Annotated in this window: 13 protein-coding genes; 8 read left to right on the top strand and 5 right to left on the bottom strand. The window is 44.5% G+C overall.

What is annotated here, in order from left to right; translation table 11 throughout:
• Positions 1-8: 8 nt before the first annotated feature.
• The 5 genes from J2W55_RS04100 to J2W55_RS04080 form a co-directional block, all read right to left on the bottom strand.
• A complete protein-coding gene (locus J2W55_RS04100; RefSeq protein ID WP_310092269.1) occupies positions 9-1,862 on the bottom strand; it encodes a sodium:solute symporter family transporter in 1,854 nt (617 codons plus the stop codon).
• 292 nt (positions 1,863-2,154) lie between these two features.
• Complete coding sequence (locus J2W55_RS04095) at positions 2,155-3,357, bottom strand: glycoside hydrolase family 172 protein (protein WP_310092267.1); 1,203 nt, start codon at positions 3,355-3,357, stop codon at positions 2,155-2,157.
• A 128-nt stretch (positions 3,358-3,485) separates the two neighbouring features.
• Positions 3,486-5,348, bottom strand: coding sequence for a RagB/SusD family nutrient uptake outer membrane protein (locus J2W55_RS04090; protein WP_310092265.1), 1,863 nt, complete (start codon positions 5,346-5,348; stop codon positions 3,486-3,488).
• A gap of 20 nt (positions 5,349-5,368) precedes the next feature.
• Entirely contained in the window at positions 5,369-8,488 is a 3,120-nt protein-coding gene (locus J2W55_RS04085) for a SusC/RagA family TonB-linked outer membrane protein (RefSeq protein ID WP_310092263.1), read from the bottom strand.
• Positions 8,489-8,847: 359 nt separating this feature from the next.
• Positions 8,848-9,852 carry a LacI family DNA-binding transcriptional regulator gene (locus J2W55_RS04080; RefSeq protein WP_310092261.1) on the bottom strand — a complete coding sequence of 335 codons (1,005 nt, stop codon included), beginning with the start codon at positions 9,850-9,852 and terminating at the stop codon, positions 8,848-8,850.
• Between the two features lie 429 nt (positions 9,853-10,281).
• Between J2W55_RS04080 and J2W55_RS04075 the strand changes: the two genes are divergently transcribed.
• The 8 genes from J2W55_RS04075 (at position 10,282) to J2W55_RS04040 (ending at position 18,575) form a co-directional block, all read left to right on the top strand.
• The gene (locus J2W55_RS04075; RefSeq protein ID WP_310092259.1) at positions 10,282-11,082 is read left to right on the top strand and encodes a DUF5995 family protein; all 801 of its coding nucleotides are present in this window, start codon (positions 10,282-10,284) and stop codon (positions 11,080-11,082) included.
• Positions 11,083-11,370: 288 nt separating this feature from the next.
• Positions 11,371-12,249 (top strand): alpha/beta fold hydrolase, encoded by an 879-nt coding sequence (locus J2W55_RS04070; protein ID WP_310092257.1) that lies wholly within the window; start codon positions 11,371-11,373, stop codon positions 12,247-12,249.
• A gap of 446 nt (positions 12,250-12,695) precedes the next feature.
• Positions 12,696-13,439 (top strand): (Fe-S)-binding protein, encoded by a 744-nt coding sequence (locus J2W55_RS04065; RefSeq protein WP_310092254.1) that lies wholly within the window; start codon positions 12,696-12,698, stop codon positions 13,437-13,439.
• On the top strand, positions 13,432-14,817 hold the full coding sequence (locus J2W55_RS04060; RefSeq protein WP_310092252.1) for a lactate utilization protein B: 1,386 nt from the start codon (positions 13,432-13,434) through the stop codon (positions 14,815-14,817). Before J2W55_RS04065 ends, J2W55_RS04060 begins: the two co-directional genes overlap by 8 nt.
• Complete coding sequence (locus tag J2W55_RS04055) at positions 14,817-15,410, top strand: LutC/YkgG family protein (RefSeq protein ID WP_310092250.1); 594 nt, start codon at positions 14,817-14,819, stop codon at positions 15,408-15,410. Before J2W55_RS04060 ends, J2W55_RS04055 begins: the two co-directional genes overlap by 1 nt.
• A 172-nt stretch (positions 15,411-15,582) precedes the next feature.
• Positions 15,583-16,323 (top strand): SDR family oxidoreductase, encoded by a 741-nt coding sequence (locus J2W55_RS04050; protein ID WP_310092248.1) that lies wholly within the window; start codon positions 15,583-15,585, stop codon positions 16,321-16,323.
• Between the two features lie 64 nt (positions 16,324-16,387).
• Positions 16,388-17,929, top strand: coding sequence for a DHA2 family efflux MFS transporter permease subunit (locus J2W55_RS04045; RefSeq protein ID WP_310092246.1), 1,542 nt, complete (start codon positions 16,388-16,390; stop codon positions 17,927-17,929).
• A gap of 43 nt (positions 17,930-17,972) precedes the next feature.
• Complete coding sequence (locus J2W55_RS04040) at positions 17,973-18,575, top strand: TetR/AcrR family transcriptional regulator (RefSeq protein WP_310092245.1); 603 nt, start codon at positions 17,973-17,975, stop codon at positions 18,573-18,575.
• Positions 18,576-18,619 lie beyond the last annotated feature (44 nt).

The following is an 18,619-nucleotide window of genomic DNA, read 5'->3' as shown; positions in this document are numbered from 1 at the left end:
TTTGGGGATTATTCTACTACAGATAATTTTGTTTTGTTGCCGGCAACATCAGCCTCCACATTTTTGGAGGTGCGTACGGCCAGATAATCGAGGTATGCTTTTGATGTTTTTTTAAATACAATGAATAGTACTACACAGACAATGAGCTCCGCCATGCCCCTTAGATAATGCCCAAACCAGGCTTCGGTGAGTCCCTGTATCAATAATGATGTTGCGGCGAAGCCAATAGCTGCCACCCCCAAACCGCGAAATATAGGTTTCACAATGTTTGTTAATGGTGTTGCCCCATGCTTCACCCTAAATGGTTTCCAGAAACCTAAAGGATGTACCCGCTGGTAAAAATCGTTCAGCAACTTTTCGGGATCGGGTTTGGTTAATAAGGCTACGGTTACCCATAGTATGGTGGTGAGGGCCATTACCAATAACGTTGACCACCACCAGGGCAATACCAGATTTTGCGCCCAGGTAACACCCAAAAACAACAGCGCCTTAGGGCCCAGTACCACCAGGCAAAAAATAGCAGCCCCGCCAAATGATGCGGCCATCCGCGCCGGACCATTAAAACGCCACCACCACCATTGGGCCCAGTTTGCGGGCAGTTCGGCGGCGCTAAGCTGCAGCATGAATATGGCCACATCAGTAATAATGCTTACGTTGAATACCACGGCCATAGCCAGGGATATGATAATAGCCATACCAACCTTGCCCATCATCATATAATGTTTTTCGCTTGCCGAACGCACAAACCAGCGCCGGTAAATATCACTTACCAGCACCTGGCTGCCAAAGTTCAGGTTATCGCCCACGGTTGACATGGTAGCCGCCATCATGGCCGCCACCAGCAAACCCATGGCTCCATGCGGCAGCATTTCTTTCATGAGGCGGCCATACACCAGTTCGCGGTCGGCGCCGGCATTGCGCAGTTCGGGCCACAATACAGCTGCCGAAATACTGGGCAGCGTAACCAGCAGCAATAAAAGGAACATGCTGATAGCGGTTACCACATACATGGTCAATGCTTCGGAAGGTGTGCGGGTTGATAAGATACGCTGCCCTTCCATCGCCCCACCCATCGGCGCGGCATCGCCGCCATAGCCAATGCTTTGCCCAAACATCCAGGCCATAGCCGCAGCAAGTGGAAATACATCATGTTTGGCCGGCGGTGTCATTTGCAGCATTTCGGGATGGGTTGAACCAAAAACATGCGAAATGGCAGCGGTCATAGCCACAGGTCCGCCAAAATGTGCCAGTGTAAGCCCGGCAAGCGTAACAGTCCCGATAAAGAAAATACACATCTGGATGAGGTTGGAGATCACTACGCCCTTATAACCTGAAAAGAAAACAAACAGGAAAGAAATGGGTACCACCAGGTACATGGTTTCCAGTTTGGTAAGCCCAAACGCGGGCCCCATGATCTTAAAGGCTGCCAGCAGGGTGATCCCTGTCCAGGCAGGCATGGCTATTAACGAGGTACGTACTGCTATCCATATCCTCATAGCCGATGCCGCCCGTGCGGGGAATCTCAATCCATAAAATTCAAGTGAAGTAAACAAGTTAAGGCGACGCCAGAATACGGCAAACAATACACCGCCAATAAACAGGGCCAGGCCAAACCTGCTCAAATACCACCAGGAAACAAAAGCCCCAGTTACAACGGCCAAACCGCCATAACCCGTGGCCGCGTCCGGACTAACGAGCGCCGCGGTGTATGATATGCCGTTTAGCCAGCCGGGAATCTTGCGACCGCCCAGAAAAAAGTTCTCCAGGTTGCCTGATGCAAAACGCCTGTGCCATAAAGACATCCCAAACATCAGTACCAGGTATCCTGCTACTATCCAAATATCCGGTTGGTTCCAATTCATATCTTTCTTTTATGATAATTAATTTAGCCAATTAATTATAAAACACTCAAGACTTTTGTTCAGCATATTCAATATGAATACGTAGTCATTTTTAATTATTACACGAACTTTTGCTACTGACATAGGGGTTATTATCACTTTCTAATTATTTAATATCAGGTTTTGAGATTCAAACCCTGTAAAAGAATTTATATTCCGATTTTATGGTTTATTAAAGATATGAATGCGTATTCAAATTTATAATTTTACTTGTAACTTTCTTATAAAATATCAAAATAAATTTTCGACTGGTTTATAATCCTTTTATCCTTTCGGCCAGCGGCGCAAGCGGTGGCAGGTTACTTTCAGGACTGTTTAAATAAAAGTAAGCGGTAGCCGAGTAATTATCAACCCGGTAAAAATTCACCCATTCATCTGCCGGGAACTTATCACTAAAAAGATCAGGATATGACGGATCATCAAGAAGCTTTATTAACCCGCTGGCGGTCATTACCGATACGGGCTTCACTTTTCCGCCCGCCTTTGCTATCGCCCTAATAAGGTCTCTTCCAGCCCCTCCCATTTGCTGTATGGTTACGCGGCAATCGGCACTGAAATAGATAGGATCAGGTATGTGATAACGATAAAAGGCAAACTGTTTCTTTTGCTTATCCACCACCGTTGCTCCCTGGTATAATTGCGAAAAGGGGCCCAGGTTCCAGGCCGAACCGATGTAATCTTCCGTACCCGAACCAACCAACGTAGGATGATCTTTGTCGCCATCAAGGTAGGTTTTCACTTCGCCTTCGCCAAACCAGGTATCGCCATATATCTTATCGGCCATTACACTGATGTTGGTGCCCAGAAAGCGCCCCTTGCCCTTTACTTTTGGTAATATTTCAAAATCGTCGCCCAGTCCCCTACCGGTGCTGTTGCTCCAGTAGGCATGGAAATAAGCAATATCTTTAGGGTGCTTTTTTAATTTGGTAAGGTTAACATCATAAAATAACAGCTGGTTTTGCTTTGACTCGTTCACCAGCACAATTCTGGCATGCTTTTTAAAAGGCATGGGCACATAACAATTAAATGATTTTCCCTCCGGATCAGTAAAAAGCGCACTTTGAAAAGCCGCCATGCGCCCTAACCCAATGCCAAAGAAATCGCCCAGCGGGGCAGACACCGCCGGCCTTGTCGCACCGTCCCAATACATTTCAATATGGATAGCACGCAGGGCCTGAGGGTTACGGTCAATAATGGTCATCCAGATACGGTTAATAATACCCGCCCCATCAAAATCAAGCAACGTGATACTTTTACCGGCGTTTACCCACTCGCTGGCATGGCCCTTGGCGGTTTTATTTTCCATGCCGCCCTTACCTTTGGCGCCGGTTGGGTTTTCAAAACTCACCCACCGGGTTTCGGCATCTGACGGCAGGTCATATAATTCCTGCGCTTGCACAAAGCCCGAATAAAAGCAAAGCAGCAGCGTTGTTAGGATGATAAATGGTTTATTCATATATAGGTACTATTAAACTTTTAATACGGGTGTCAGTCCCCCGACGGCCAGCCTTACGAAGTTTTAAAAACTTCGTAAGGCTTTAATACAGTCTGTTTATTGTCTTCTTTTCAGTTGCGGGCAGGGGCTTACCAACCCGGGTTTTGAACCAAATTAGGATTTTTTTCAAGTTCCCGCTGCTGAATTGGCCATAAATAATGTTTCTTTTCAAAAACCCGCTTTTCAATTACCGTTCTCTTATAAAAAGCATCGCTTGCTATATTATAAGGTACCGATGGGCTTACACTTATTACGCCATTGACATCAAGGCCATATATGTTTTTATTATCGGTAGCAGCAGCGGTCATCCAGCGGTGGGTATCAAAATAGCGATGTGTTTCAAAAGCCAGTTCTATCCGGCGTTCATGCCGGATGGCCTCGCGCATGTTATCTTTTGACAAGCCGGGTGTTAGGCCTGGTAAACCGGAACGGTCCCTGATCAAATTCACATATTTATAAACATCGCCTACCGGGCCCTGCGCCTCGTTAAGCGCTTCGGCATAGTTGAGGTATTGCTCGCCAAGCCGGAAAAATATCCACACCCTGATGGGATCGGCTTTTGGTGACATCACAAAAGAGGGATTGGTAAGTTTTTTAAGCAAATAGCCTGTTTTGCTATAGTTATCGCCACTTGCTGTTGGCCGGCCGTCTAAACCAAGTTTCCAGAACTGTAGCGGGGTACTGCGGTTTTGCGGTGGCGATTGCTTATATTTTTGTCCGGTAAACATAATGCTGGCATAAAAACGCGGTTCGCGGCCAACATACATATTACGGGTTCCCTCCACATAATTATCAGTAGCCGTTGTCGCCTGCCCGCTTTCATTATATCCCGATAACGGATTAATAACAGGGGTCATATCTGCGTTATAACCCAGGATTGGACGCGTACCGTTTGCCATCTCGTAATCATCAACCATATCCTGGGTAGGTGTTTGAAGCGGCCAAAAAGCACCCGCCATACCCCGGGGTTCGCTGTAGGCGTCAATATTATTGTAACCGGGATCATCTCTCGTAAAAAAAACTTCGTCGTTAAAGTTATTGTAGAATATTTCCTGATAGTTTTTTATGGGATCATTATTGGCCGACCGGTAAAGTTTATGCCCTACTCCTTCGGCCTGGTCAATACAAGCTTTAGCTGCGGTTGCCGCGGTTTGCCATCTTGACGCGTCATAATCAGGAAATAACCGCGTTCCGTTTTTATCTTTAAAAGACAGGTAATCGGGATTTCCGCCGTTCCACAACGGGCTGGCCATGTATAAAAGCACGCGGGCTTTTAGCGCCAGGGCCGTTGTTCTGTCGGGCTTTCCATAATCATTAGCAGCAGTTATCCTGGGGTCCAGCAAACCTGCCGCCTTATCACATTCTGAAGCAATAAATGCAACACATTTATCAATCGGTTCGCGTTTATAGCTCAGAAAATCAGCATCGAGGTTAATGGTTTTGTCTACAATTGGAACCGGCCCATACACCCGGATCAGCAAAAAATGATAAAATGCCCTAAGAAAGATGGCCTCGCCCCTCCAGCGGTTTATTTTGGCAGCGGGCGCCAGATCTGAGGGCTGGAGCTTATCAATATTTTCAAGGAACACGTTGGCTTTCCGGATGGCTATATAACACTGCGACCAAATATCCTGCACGTAGGATGTTGGGCTCCAGTTACCCACATTCATATTATTGGTAAAATTGGGGTCATAGCTCATCTCCATCTCATCAGATGCGCCCGTGAACGGGTTAGTAGGCGACTCATTATTGCCCGGATTATCAACCAGTGATAATTCCCTGGGCAAATGCGAGTAAATATTAGCCAGGTACTGCTCGGCCCAGGTGGGATTGGTAAATACCTGATCCTGGGTTAGGTCACCATCGGGCGTTTTGTCCAGAAAATTCTTTTTACAGGACAAGCAGGTAAAAAGCATCATGGAAACAAAAACTAAAATTACTTTTGGTTTCATAATATATGATTTATATATAATTAAAAATTAAGATCTAATCCAAAATTGAAGTTCCTGGTTATTGGATAACCACCTGTACCAAAGTCAGATTCAGGATCAATTGATTTTATATAATCCCAGGTGGCAAGGTTAGTTCCCTGTGCAAAAAACCTCACGCTCCGTACTGCTAATTTTTTTGATAAACGCGCCGGTAAAGTATAGCCTATCTCGGCATTTTTTATGCGCAAATAGTCGCCTTTTCTTTGCCAAACGGTTGAGCCAATGTAGTTATTGGTACTTAATGCCCTCACTGCCGGGAACTGGGCATTTGAATTGTCGGCCCCTTGCACCCAGCGGTTATCATAAACCTGCTGCATCACATTATTTACACCAACCCCGCCCGAAAACGCCCAGGCCGTATAAGCCTGGTTACCTGATGAGAAAAAGAAATCGCGTTGTGCCGCGCCCTGTAAAAATACAGATACGTCAAACCCTTTCCAGGCCAGGGTAGTTCCCAAACCAAATATCATGCGGGGTTCTGAGCCATAGTTGCCAATAACAGTGCGGTCGGCGTTATCAATCTTCCCGTCATTATTGATGTCTTTATACTTAATATCGCCCGGGCGAATAATAGACTGCAAGGCGGTTTGGTTGGGGCTATTGTCAACATCCTGCTGGTCTTTAAAAAAGCCTATACCCACGTAGCCCAGGTTTGCACCAATCGGGTGCCCCCTAAGCTCCTGCCAGGGATATAGCGCAGGCGCGGCGTCATTTTCTACGATCACGTTTTTAGCAAAGGTGAAATTGCCGGTAACCGAATAATAAAAACCGCCTTTGCTGGTGTTCCTGATCTGGAAACTGCCGTCAAAACCTTTATTGGTAGTAATCCCCACATTGGCATAAGGAAGCGTTCCGCCCGGATAACCAGCATAAATTGGCACCGAGGCACGCGCTAACAACTGACCTTCGCGGCGCTCGCGGAAAACATCGGCTGTTAAGGTGAATGCTCCATTAAACAACTCCAGATCAATCCCGGCGTTTGATTTGTAAGCCCTTTCCCAGGTTACGTTATCATTACCTATACGGGCCTCGCTTTTACCTCCGGGGTTAATATTTTGGTTGATGCCAAAAACATAACCCGCCGCATCTTTATTATAAGTTGACAGAAATATAAACCTGTCGCCGCCGATCCTATCATTTCCTACCAGGCCATAACTTCCTCTGAGCTTAAGCGAACTGATGACGTCTTTATTCCAGAACTTTTCGTTTGATACAAGCCACCCGGCGCCAATAGATGGGAAAAACCCGTATTGTTTGCCTTTGGGAAAATTTTCTGAACCGTTATAGCCTGCGTTCAGCTCCAGTAAATATCTCGAATCGTAATTATAGGTTAAACGGCTAATGAGCCCCTGCCTTCTTTCGGGCAAATTGGTTACCGAATTGGTGGTATTAACATTGGTAAATTCCCTTCTTTCGGCAGCCAGCAATCCGGTAACACTATGTTTACCAAATGTGCGATTATAGTTTACGGCCGTTTGCAGGTAAACAGTTTTATAATTTTCATTTAAAAGGTAAAAACCCAGGGGCGTTTCGGTTGAAACAATGGTGTATGTATCTTCGCCGGCGCTGTTTTTGGTATAATTATACAAAGCCGGTGTTCTTTGCCGTACATTTTGGGTAATATCAACCAAATCATAAGCTGCTAAACCGGTTACCGAAAGCCCTTTTACTACTGAGGACAGGTCCCATTTGGCCGACAGGTTATTTACCAGCGTGTTATAAAACTGTTTGGTGTAACCAGTTTGGGTAATTACGGCGAACGGATTTAACTGAATGTTGCCGAACCCGCCGGGGCTTGACCCATTAGGGTTTACTATAGGATAAGCGTTTGGCGTAGTAAAGTGCAAAGCGTTAAAAATGTCAGGCGCGCTGCGGCCGGGATAATTAGCGGTAGAAATGATGCCGGATAGTCCCAGTGCCAGAGAGAAACTTTTGGAGAGCTGAAAATCGGTATTCGACCTGAAATTGTATCTTTTTACGGCCGCGTTGGTTTCATACGGCACCTTCTTATCCTCGTTATAAATACCCTGTTGTACGGTGTAACCTAAATTAACATAGTACCTTACCGCTTCGCTGCCGCCTGAAATGCCCAGGTTGGTCATGGATTGCCGGGTGTGTTTACGGAGCACCACATCATTCCAGTTGATGTTAGGATATAGATAAGGATCTGAACCGTCTTTATACTTTTGAACTTCGGCATCGGTGTATTTTGCGGGCTGCCCCACATTGGTCAATGCTTCATTGGTTAATTGGGCAAACTCATATCCATTGATATAATCAACTACACGTAACGGCGATACTACGGCGGTTTCTGTTCTGAAAGTAACTTTTGGCTTACCAACAGCGCCTTTTTTTGTAGTGATAAGCACCACGCCATTAGCACCCCTGTTACCATAAACCGCGGTTGCCGAAGCGTCCTTCAGTATCGAAAAACTTTCAATATCCTGTATGTTCATGGTGGTCCAGTAATCCTGTAATTCCCGTTCGGCACCGTCAACAATAATTAATGGCTTGTTTACACCCGATTGCGAAACTTGTCCGCGAATAAATATTTTTGCCGCGTCATACCCCGGTTCGCCCGAAGTTTGACGGGTAACAACGCCCGCTAACTTACCGGCAATGGCGTTGGTTAATGAAGGAGTAGAAAACTTTTGAATGTCCTTAACCGAAACCGTTGAAATAGAGCCCACCACGCTGGTTTTCTTTTGAGTGCCATAACCAACAACCTGCACATCGGCAAGCTTTTGTCCTTCTGCATCGGGCGCCAGGTTTATGGTGATATTTCTGCGACCGTTTATCCTGATGGTTCTGGTGGTATAGCCCACAAATGATACTACTAATGAGTCATGACCGCCCTCAACCTCAATAATGAATTTACCATACATATTGGTTTGAGCGCCTTTACTGGTGCCTTTTATCCTAACTGTAGCACCGGGAAGCACCTCATCATTTTCGTCCCTTACGGTGCCGTTAAGCACAAAGCTGCTTACTGTATCTGTTGCCGGTTGGGTAATAGCTGTATAGTTATTTATTACTATAGCCTTTTTGCTATCAGCCTGTGCTTTAATTGAACACGCACCTATTGTCAATAGCGTGGCCAACGGACAAAAAATCCATTTTAACGCAGTTTTAAGAAAAATTAGATCAGGGGGTATCGTCTGCGTTTTTTTGAAACAGGACGATTTAGTTCTTGTAGAAATTTGCATAAATTAATAAAGTTTAGTTCATGTTTGGTATTTATTAATTATTCACAATAATCATATCAATGATTACCGCAGCTGCAAAAACAGCTTCGCTTTTTCATCTTTTCAGGGCGGATTTTTGTTAAATTCTCTCATTTTTGACGTTTTTTTATGTGTTTATGATCGGTTTTTAGCATCAATTAAACGCCTGTTTGACGTGTAATTTTCAATTTATGAATACGTATTCAAAAAAAAATGTGACAAAAAAAATGACCGGGTCATTTTTTTGCCTTTACAGACGTTCGTACCACCAGGTGCCCTTTCATCATCATGATCTGCGGGGTGGCCTCTTTGTCATTTATTTCTTTCAGCATCAGTTCAACGGTACTGTCAACCATTTCCTCCAGGGGCTGCTCCCAGGTGGTTAATGAATATGACGGCCATTCGGCCATGCGTATATTATCAAAGCCTATAACTGACACATCCTCAGGTATTTTCAGGCCAATAACCCTAATGGCGTCCATTACGCCAAGGGCTATAATATCATTGCCGCAAAAGATGCAATCAATGTTCCTGTTTTTAGTCATCAGTTCCTGGGCGGCCTTAAAACCACTTTCATAGGTATAATTCCCGGGTTCAATCATCAGATCGGTTATTTTCTTTTCGTCAAGTACCTCTTTGAAGCCCTTCAGCCTGTCAATTGTGGTAGATGTATCTGACGGGCCCGAAATAAAGGCAAATGATTTGTGGCCCATCTCCACCAGGTAAGTCGCTATTTGTTTGGCTGCAAGATAGTTATCGCAAAAAACCGCGCTGCTTTCCATGTGTTCGGTATAGCGGTTAAACAGTATGACCACAATGCCGTTCCTGTTAAATTTTTGCGAGGCCGATGACGATAAAAGAGCGTCGGTAATGATCACGCCTTCTACATTATACTCCAGCAGCTGGGTAATCTCCTTTTCCTGTATCTCTTCGTTCTCTGAATTGATAAATATCATGTGATAGCCCAGGGCAGCCAAACGATTGTGAAATATCTCTAAAACAGCCGAATAGAACGGGTTACGGATATTGCGCATCACAATGCCGATCATCATGGTTTTACGGGTGATCAAGCTGCGGGCATGTGCATTTGGCTGGTACTCCAGTTTAGCCGCGGCATCCAGTATTTTCTTCCGCTTTTTTTCTGAAACGTTGGTATTGCCGGCAAAAACCCTGGATACGGTTGATTGCGATACCCCTGCCAGTTCCGCTACATCCTGTGACGTATAATTTTTTTTATTCAAGCTGTTATAGGTTATGAATGATCATGCAAAATGAATACGTATTCATTTATACAAATATAATCGCTTTTTTTTAAAAAAAAATATAAGTTCATGAAAATTAACTTTTTATGAACTTAACATAAAATCTGTTCGTTTCTTGATAAAAAATGAAAATACAGGCGAAAATCTGTAAAAAAATAACAAAAAATGATCGATTTTAACAAATAATCGCGCGGTTTTGCTTACAATTTAACAAAAAATGATCTGAATGTTGCCAGTTATTTGTTAGCCTGTTTTAAAGAAGATCCGATTACCTGTCACGAAGTGGATCAGCGGATAGTGGGCAATTGGGTTCTCATTTGCTATTGACTCACCCTGTCATTTACTTTTCTCCAACCCTTATATTTTATTTAAATTTATGGCAACCTCATAAACCCAAATCTTTTTCATATGCCCGCTACAACCATTGATGAAGTTATTAACTCGCTGCAATCAATAATTACCGAAAGTATCAATACCAACAGCCGTACAGGATATTTTGCCGCCTTATATTATAAGGTTACCGCGAGCGTGCGTGATGGCATAGCCAAAGGGCAATTTGAAAACGGCGCCCGCATGGAAAAATTTGACGTGCTGTTTGCCAACCGCTATCTTCACGCCCTCAATGCATGGAATAATGGGCAGGCCCTGAGTGAGTCATGGCGTGTTGCCTTTGAAACGGCCGAAAAATCGTCGGCATTGGTTTTACAGCATTTACTGCTGGGCATGAACGCGCATATCAACCTTGATTTGGGTATTGCGGCAGTTGAGGTGGCTGATGGGAATATGGATGGGGTCCAAAAAGATTTTAACGCCATAAACACCATTATTTCGGCATTAACTTATGAGGTAATTAATGAGATCACCCGGGTATCGCCCCTACTGTCATTGCTGGGTTTGCATGCTTCCAATTACTCAATACTTATTCAGTTTAGTATTGATAACGCCCGTGATGGTGCCTGGTGCTTTGCCGAAGATCTGTTAAAAAAGCAAAATAACGCCTATACCGACTGCATTGCCACCCGCGACAAGACCATAGCCCGACTTGCACAGGGACTTACACAAGCCACCGGCCTTATGCGTATTACCTTGTGGCTTATACATGTGTTTGAATGGAAAAAACCGTCGAAAATTATAAAGGCTCTGCATCAGTATCAAAAAGAAAAAATAGTGGTTAATGCAGCACCTGCGGTTAACAAGGCTGCTATCTGAATATCCGGGTACGACGGGCTACCGGCGTGTAAATTAAATGAACGTCATGATTTAAGTTTCATCGTAACAATTTGGCCCATTGATAAATCCAAATAGCAGGTGAGGCTTATGAAAACTTTGGCTTGTCGCAAAGTCCCCTGTTAAATGTCGTATACGCCCATTTAGCAGTTGAAAGACCAGCCGTACATTTGAATTATAAAAACATAGTTATGAAATGATCATGAGCCATTCAAAAATCAAACAGGATACAGCACATGATAGCATCATCACCATTAAAACATTACAGCGATGAAAAACACAAATAACACTCTGGCAAATATCCCATTAATGATCATGGCAATGATGACAGCCAGTAACATCCAGGCCCAAACAAGCGGCCCCGGCCAGTACGCCAGCGTAAACGGCATTAACATGTATTATGAAATTCATGGCACAGGCAAGCCCCTGGTGCTTTTGCATGGCGGCGGTTCAACCATTTATACATCTTTTGCCAGGATATTGCCCGCGCTGGCCAAAACCCACCAGGTAATTGCTGTTGAGTTGCAGGCACATGGCCATACCGGCGACAGAAACGCGCCTGAAACTTTTACACAGGACGCTGATGATGTTGCCGAACTTTTGAGGCAGCTCAATATCCCAAAAGCAGATGTATTTGGTTTTAGTAACGGCGGCCATACCTGCCTGGAGCTGGCCATAAGGCACCCCGACAGGGTAAATAAGCTTATCATCGCCTCGGCTTTTTATAAAAGGGATGGCGTGCCGGCCGGCTTTTGGAAAGGGTTTGACAATCCCAAATTCAGCGATATGCCACAGATTTATAAAGATGAGTACCTGAAAATAAAGGACGAATCCGCGCTCATGAACATGTTTAATAAAGATGTGCAGCGTATGTTTCTTTTTAAAGATTGGAAAAAAGAAGATATCGCATCGATACAGGCTCCAGCGCTGGTTGTGATAGGCGACCGCGACCTGCCAACTCCTGAACACGCGGCCGAAATGGCGCGCCTTATGCCCCATGGCAGATTGGCGATATTACCCGGCGGGCATGGTGAATACTTTGGCGAAGCATTTTTCCCAGATAATGGCAGCAAAATGCCCGAAGTTTTTACAGCTTTAATTGAGGATTTTCTTGCCGCGCCTGCACCCCGGGATAATGCCCATAATTGATACCAGCATGTGGCAGAGACACTAATTGGCGCCTCTGCCACTGTTAACCTTTTCATTAAAAATCATGTTGTTAACAAAGCAGCTTTAACAACATAGCAACCGCTGGTCATTTATCGGTACAAGCCTACGAAGCAATGAGGTGTTTTAATTGTCAGGCAAGTTTAAACCCACTCTTTTGAATTGGATCTAAATGTTCCTATCTGGCTAATTACCGTCACTCTTTTGCAAAAAAAGCTGATAACAGTTGTTAACTATAACTGTAATTTCGTTATTTAGCGTGACCCGTAAAACTCACATTTATTTATAGGTATACCTGCAAACTGATGGCTTATACCCAGCCGTAAAAGATTTTTTTTGCTCCGATTTACGCCTACAGATACGTGGGGACAGTTTTACAATTTATAACCGCTAATATTGCTTTAACCAATTAAAGTAAACAATAAAAAATGAAGGTAGCTTTATTTGTACCCTGCTATGTTGATCAGTTTTACCCTAAAGCGGCCATTGCCACACTTGAACTGCTCGAAAAGCTTGGCGTTGAAGTGCACTATCCTAAAAATCAAACTTGTTGCGGGCAGCCTATGGCCAATTCGGGTTATGAACACCTGACTACAGGCTGTAACAATTTATTTATTGAGAATTTTTCGGGGTACGACTATATCGTTTGTCCGTCGGGCAGCTGTACGCTGCATATTAAGGAACACCTGCACTCCCCCGAAAAGGAAGATCAGGCCATCAATATCAGAAAACGGGTTTATGAACTCACCGAGTTTTTGGTTGATGTGCTAAAAGTAGAGAAATTGGAGGCGCGCTTTCCCTACAAAGTAGGTTTGCACAATAGCTGCCATGGCTTGCGCGGTTTGCGCATATCGCAAATGACCGAGCTGGTTGCCCCGGAATTTAGCAAGCCAGCGCAACTTTTAGATATGGTGCAGGGACTGGAGCTGGTACCGCTAAGCCGCAGGGATGACTGCTGCGGATTTGGAGGTACATTTTGCGTTACCGAAGAAGCAGTATCTTCAAAAATGGGTAAAGACCGCGTAGACGATCATATTGAGCATGGCGCGCAATATATTACCTCTGCAGATCTTTCATGCCTTATGCACCTGGAAGGCATTTTGCGCCGCCAAAAAAGTGATGTTAAGGTAATTCATGTTGCCGAAATTTTAAACCATTACAGCCATGAGTAGTGTAACCGGAAAAAACCATGCCGAACTGGCGGCTACTTTTAATAAAGATGAACCCCGCGTTGACTGGCATGACGAAACCTTATGGTGGGTACGCCAAAAACGCGATCTGTCGGCACATAAGATCCCTGAATGGGAATTGTTAAGGGAAACGGCATCGCAGATCAAGATCAACGTATTATCAAACCTGAGCAACTATCTGGAACAATTTGAAGCTAATGCCCAAAAAAATGGCGTTGTGGTACACTGGGCCGCTGATGCAGCTGAACATAACAGCATCGTACACCGGTTATTACAGGAGCGCGGCATCAACCGGATGGTTAAAAGCAAATCAATGCTTACCGAGGAGTGTCACCTGAACGAATATCTGAAAGATCAGGGTGTTGATGTTATTGACTCTGATTTGGGCGAACGTATTGTACAGCTGGCTAATGAACCGCCAAGCCACATTGTGCTCCCCTGCATCCATAAAAAGAAAGAAGAGATAGGCGATATTTTTCATGAGCATTTAGGTTCGGCAAAAGGCGAATCGGACCCCAAAATATTGACGGAAACTGCCCGCCAGCATTTACGCGAAGTGTTTTTAACACGCAGGGCTGCCCTTACCGGTGTTAACTTTGCAATTGCCGAAACCGGCGAATTTGTAATATGCACCAACGAAGGCAATGCTGATATGGGCGCCCACCTGGCCGAGATCCACATTGCCTCTATGGGGATTGAAAAGATCATTCCCCAAAGGAAACATCTGGGCGTTTTTTTAAGGCTGCTTACACGCAGCGCCACTGGCCAGCCTATTACCACCTATTCAAGTCATTTCAAAAAACCGCAGCAGGGCCGCGAAATTCATATTGTAATTGTAGATAACGGCCGGAGCGTACAGCTGGGGCGCGAGGATTTTCGTAATTCGCTTAAATGTATCCGCTGCGGGGCTTGCATGAATACCTGCCCGGTATACCGTAAAAGCGGCGGCCACAGCTATCATACCGCTATTGCCGGCCCTATAGGCTCCATACTGGCACCCAACCTGGATATGAAACAATATGCCGACCTGCCATTTGCATCAACGCTTTGCGGCTCATGCAGTAATGTGTGCCCGGTTAAAATTGACATTCATGACCAGCTTTATAAATGGCGGCAGGTTATTGTAAAAGCAGGCTATACCCCAGCGGCCAAAACAATGGCTATGAAAGCCATGTCGCTTACCCTGTCGTCGCCTTTGTTATACAGGTCTGGTGGTAAAGTTGGCCGCCTGGTGTTTAAGTATGCGCCGTTTGCGGTTAACAACCAGCTTAACCCCTGGTACAAGCACCGCGAGATGCCAAAAGCACCTGAACAATCATTTGGCGAATGGTACAACAAAAGAAAGGAAGGACAAAACTAATGAGCAGGGAAAAAATATTAGCCGCGGTTAAAAACAACCAGCCAAACCATACACCGCTACCCGATCTTGAAATATTAAGTGCTTTAACCGATGTCAACGCCGACCTTGTTAAGCAATATGCAACTATTGCCAGCGCGGGCGGTAGCTTTGTTTATGAGGTAGTAGATTTTGAAGCCATAAAGGCCATTCTGCAAAAGGAGTTTAAGCAGGGCGTAAAAACAATATCGGGCATTAAAGAACTGGAGGAGTACACTTATGCCGACAGTGTAAAGGACGAACTGTACCATAGCTTTGCCGATGTGGAACTGACCATACTGCGATCATACCTGGGCGTTGCCGAAAATGGCGCGTTGTGGTTAACAGAAACCGATATGAATGTAAGGGTGCTGCCATTTATAAGCCAGCACCTGGCCGTAGTAATTGGCAGGGATGAGCTGGTACCCACCATGGCACAAGCCTATGCTACAATTGGCGATGCAGCCTATGGTTATGGCGCGTTTATATCGGGCCCGTCAAAAACCGCTGATATTGAACAATCATTGGTTATTGGAGCGCATGGCCCCCGAAGCTTGTCGGTTTTTATACTGGAGTAGCCAGCCTCCTATTGATATTTTGATGAAGCCCACGGTTTAATAACCTCGGGCTTTTTTTATTGTCTCACACCGGTTTATAATGATGACACAAGGATGAGGATAGCCTATTGCAAAAATATACCGATTGGTATAATTTTGTGGTGTTGAAATTAATCATCAACATAAAACAAAAATGAAAACTTCACAAAACACTGTACTTATTACCGGTGGCAGTGCCGGCATAGGATTTGAAATAGCCAAACAACTGTCAGCAAAAAACAACCACGTAATTATTGTTGGCCGTAACGCTGAGCGCCTGCAAAAAGCAGCAGCCCAATTACAAAATGTAACCGCCATTACAGCCGACGTATCAAACGCCGGTAATGTAGAAATCCTGGTAACTAAATTAAACCGCGATTTCCCGCAGCTGAACATGGTGATCAATAACGCCGGGGCAGCAGCATTTAACGACCTGCTTAACGGCACTGATAATTTTGAAATAGCAAGTACCGAAATGCTAACCAACTATTTATCAATCATCAGGCTTAATGAAAAATTGCTGCCACTACTTCAAAAACAAAACGAGGCTGCCATAGTAAACGTATCATCAATAGTAGCTTTTGCACCAAGCTTAAAATTAGCTACTTATGGTTCAAGCAAAGCCGCGCTGCATTCTTATACCCGGGCTCTGAGGCTTGCACTGGCCGATACCAGCGTTAAAGTTTTTGAACTTATGCCTCCTTTGGTTGATACGGAGTTCTCTGCCGAAATTGGCGGCCATAATGGTATTCCGGCATCGCAGGTTGCTGATGAATTTTTAGCCGCGCTTGAAACCGACAATTATGAGATCAGGGTTGCTAATACAGAACAGTTTTACCGTTTATATCTTTCTTCTCCCGATGAAGCTTTAAAAGCTATAAACCAGCCCAGATAATTTGTTAAAAAATTTAATCTAAAAAATACCGATTGGTATTTTTTAGATTATTAATACTCCCCTGATGAAAAATACCATCCTTTTGATCACCGTTATTGCAGCAGCTATAATGGAGTTGATTGATACATCAATAGTCAATGTGGCCCTTTCGCACATGAGCGGTAATCTTGGTTCAACACTCGAAGACACTTCCTGGGTAATTACCGCGTATGCCATTGCCAATATTATAGTTATACCCATGACCAGTTTTTTAACAAACAAACTCGGCCGCAGAAACTACTATATCGGATCGATCATTGCGTTCACTTTCTTTTCGGCCATGTGCGGCCTGGCATCAAATATCTGGACGCTGGTGGCCTTCCGTTTTTTGCAGGGCATAGGCGGCGGGGCACTGTTATCCGTATCGCAGGCAATTGTATTTGAAATATTTGGCAAAGAGAAACAGGGCGCGGCCAGCGCCCTCTTTGGCATCGGTGTATTTTTAGGGCCAACCATAGGCCCTACCCTTGGGGGTTTTATAACCGAAAACTATTCATGGCCCTGGATATTTTATATCAACATCCCTATAGGCATAGCAGTAACGGTATCCAGCATATTGCTGATAACCGAACCAAAGATCAAAGTAAAGGTTAAGGAGGTTGACTGGACCGGCATTCTGCTCCTTATTATAGGAATAGGGTCATTACAAACCGTATTAGAGCGCGGCGAAACAGACGACTGGTTCGCGGCCAACTACATCATTGCTTTAACGGTGACCGCTGTTATTAGTATCATTGTTTTTATCTGGTGGGAGTTAAAGATTCCAAACCCTGTAATTGATCTGCGGGTACTAAAAAGCAAAACATTAACCATCGCGGCTATCCTAACATTTGTAACAGGATTTGGCCTGTTCACTTCGGTGTTTTTAACCCCGGTACTGGCGCAACGCGTATTACTGTTTCCTCCAACTATAACAGGCTTAATATTGCTTCCCGGGGCCGTCCTGGCCATATTCGGACTCATGTTTTCGGCTTCGCTGCTCAAAAAAGGGGTATCGCCTTTAATAATTATATCAGCAGGCTTTATATTGTTCATCATTTTTAACTGGCAAATGGCTGGCATGAACCTGAACGCAGGTCCGGCAGACCTTGCTGCCTCCTTAATTTACAGGGCATTGGGCCTGGCATTGTTAACGGTGCCCTTAACCGCGCTTGCCGTTTCCGGCCTTGACGCTAAAGATGTGCCGCAGGGCGCGGCGTTGAACAATATGATGAGGCAGCTTGGCGGTTCATTTGGTATAGCTATTATTAATACGTATGTAGCCAATCGTTTTGGCCTTCACCGCAATGACCTGGTATCAAACATCAACATATACAACACCAATTTTACCGAGCGGCTAAACAAGGTTACCCAATATTTTTTGAGCCGGGGCGGTTCGGCCTTTGACGCGCAAAAGAAGGCGCTGGCGGTAATTAACAATAGTGTTGACAGGCAATCGTTTTTATTAAGCTATCTGGACGCTTATTTGTTTATCGGATTATTGTTTTTACTGGCCATGCCTTTATTATTGCTGGTTATTAAACGTAAAAAACAAACCGCGCCGGTGGTTATCATTTCTGATCATTAATTGAATCATAAAAATAGTAAATACCAATTGGTATATTTGTATTATGGAAAATGAACTATCAAAAGCCGAAAGGACCCGTCAATTTATTGTGGAAACCACATCAGGTATATTCAATAAAAAGGGTTATGCCGGCACCTCATTATCTGATTTAACCGAAGCTACCGGACTCACCAAGGGCAGTATATACGGTAACTTTAAAAACAAAGAAGAAGTTGCGGTAGCTGCGTTCGAATACAATTCGGCCAGGGTACGCAAACTAATAGCGGCGCAAATAGAAAAAGCGCCCACCTATTATGAAAAATTGATGGTTTATGCTAAAGTGTACCACAGCTTTAATTCGGCCAGCTTTCCTGACGGCGGCTGCCCAATACTAAATACCGCGGTTGATGCTGATGATACCAACCCACTGTTAAAAAATAAAGCCGCCCAGGTTGTATTAAGATGGAAAAAAAACATTGAAGAATTAATAAGCGCCGGCGTGGTCGCGGGTGAGTTTAAAACCGGCATTGATACCGAAAAAATTGCCCTCTCGATGATAGCGCTTATTGAGGGAGGCATCATGATAGCTAAAGTAACCGGTAAACCCGTTTATTTGGATGAGGTACTTAAAACCGTAAATGCCCTGGTTACAGAATTTAAAGTTTAGCCTGTAACTCAATTATTACAGCAATAAATATAGCGCTGAAAACA

The organism is Mucilaginibacter pocheonensis (genome assembly GCF_031456535.1).
GTDB lineage: Bacteria > Bacteroidota > Bacteroidia > Sphingobacteriales > Sphingobacteriaceae > Mucilaginibacter > Mucilaginibacter pocheonensis.
Note: the sequence above shows the minus strand (reverse complement) of the source record. Positions and strands in the feature narration are given on the sequence as shown.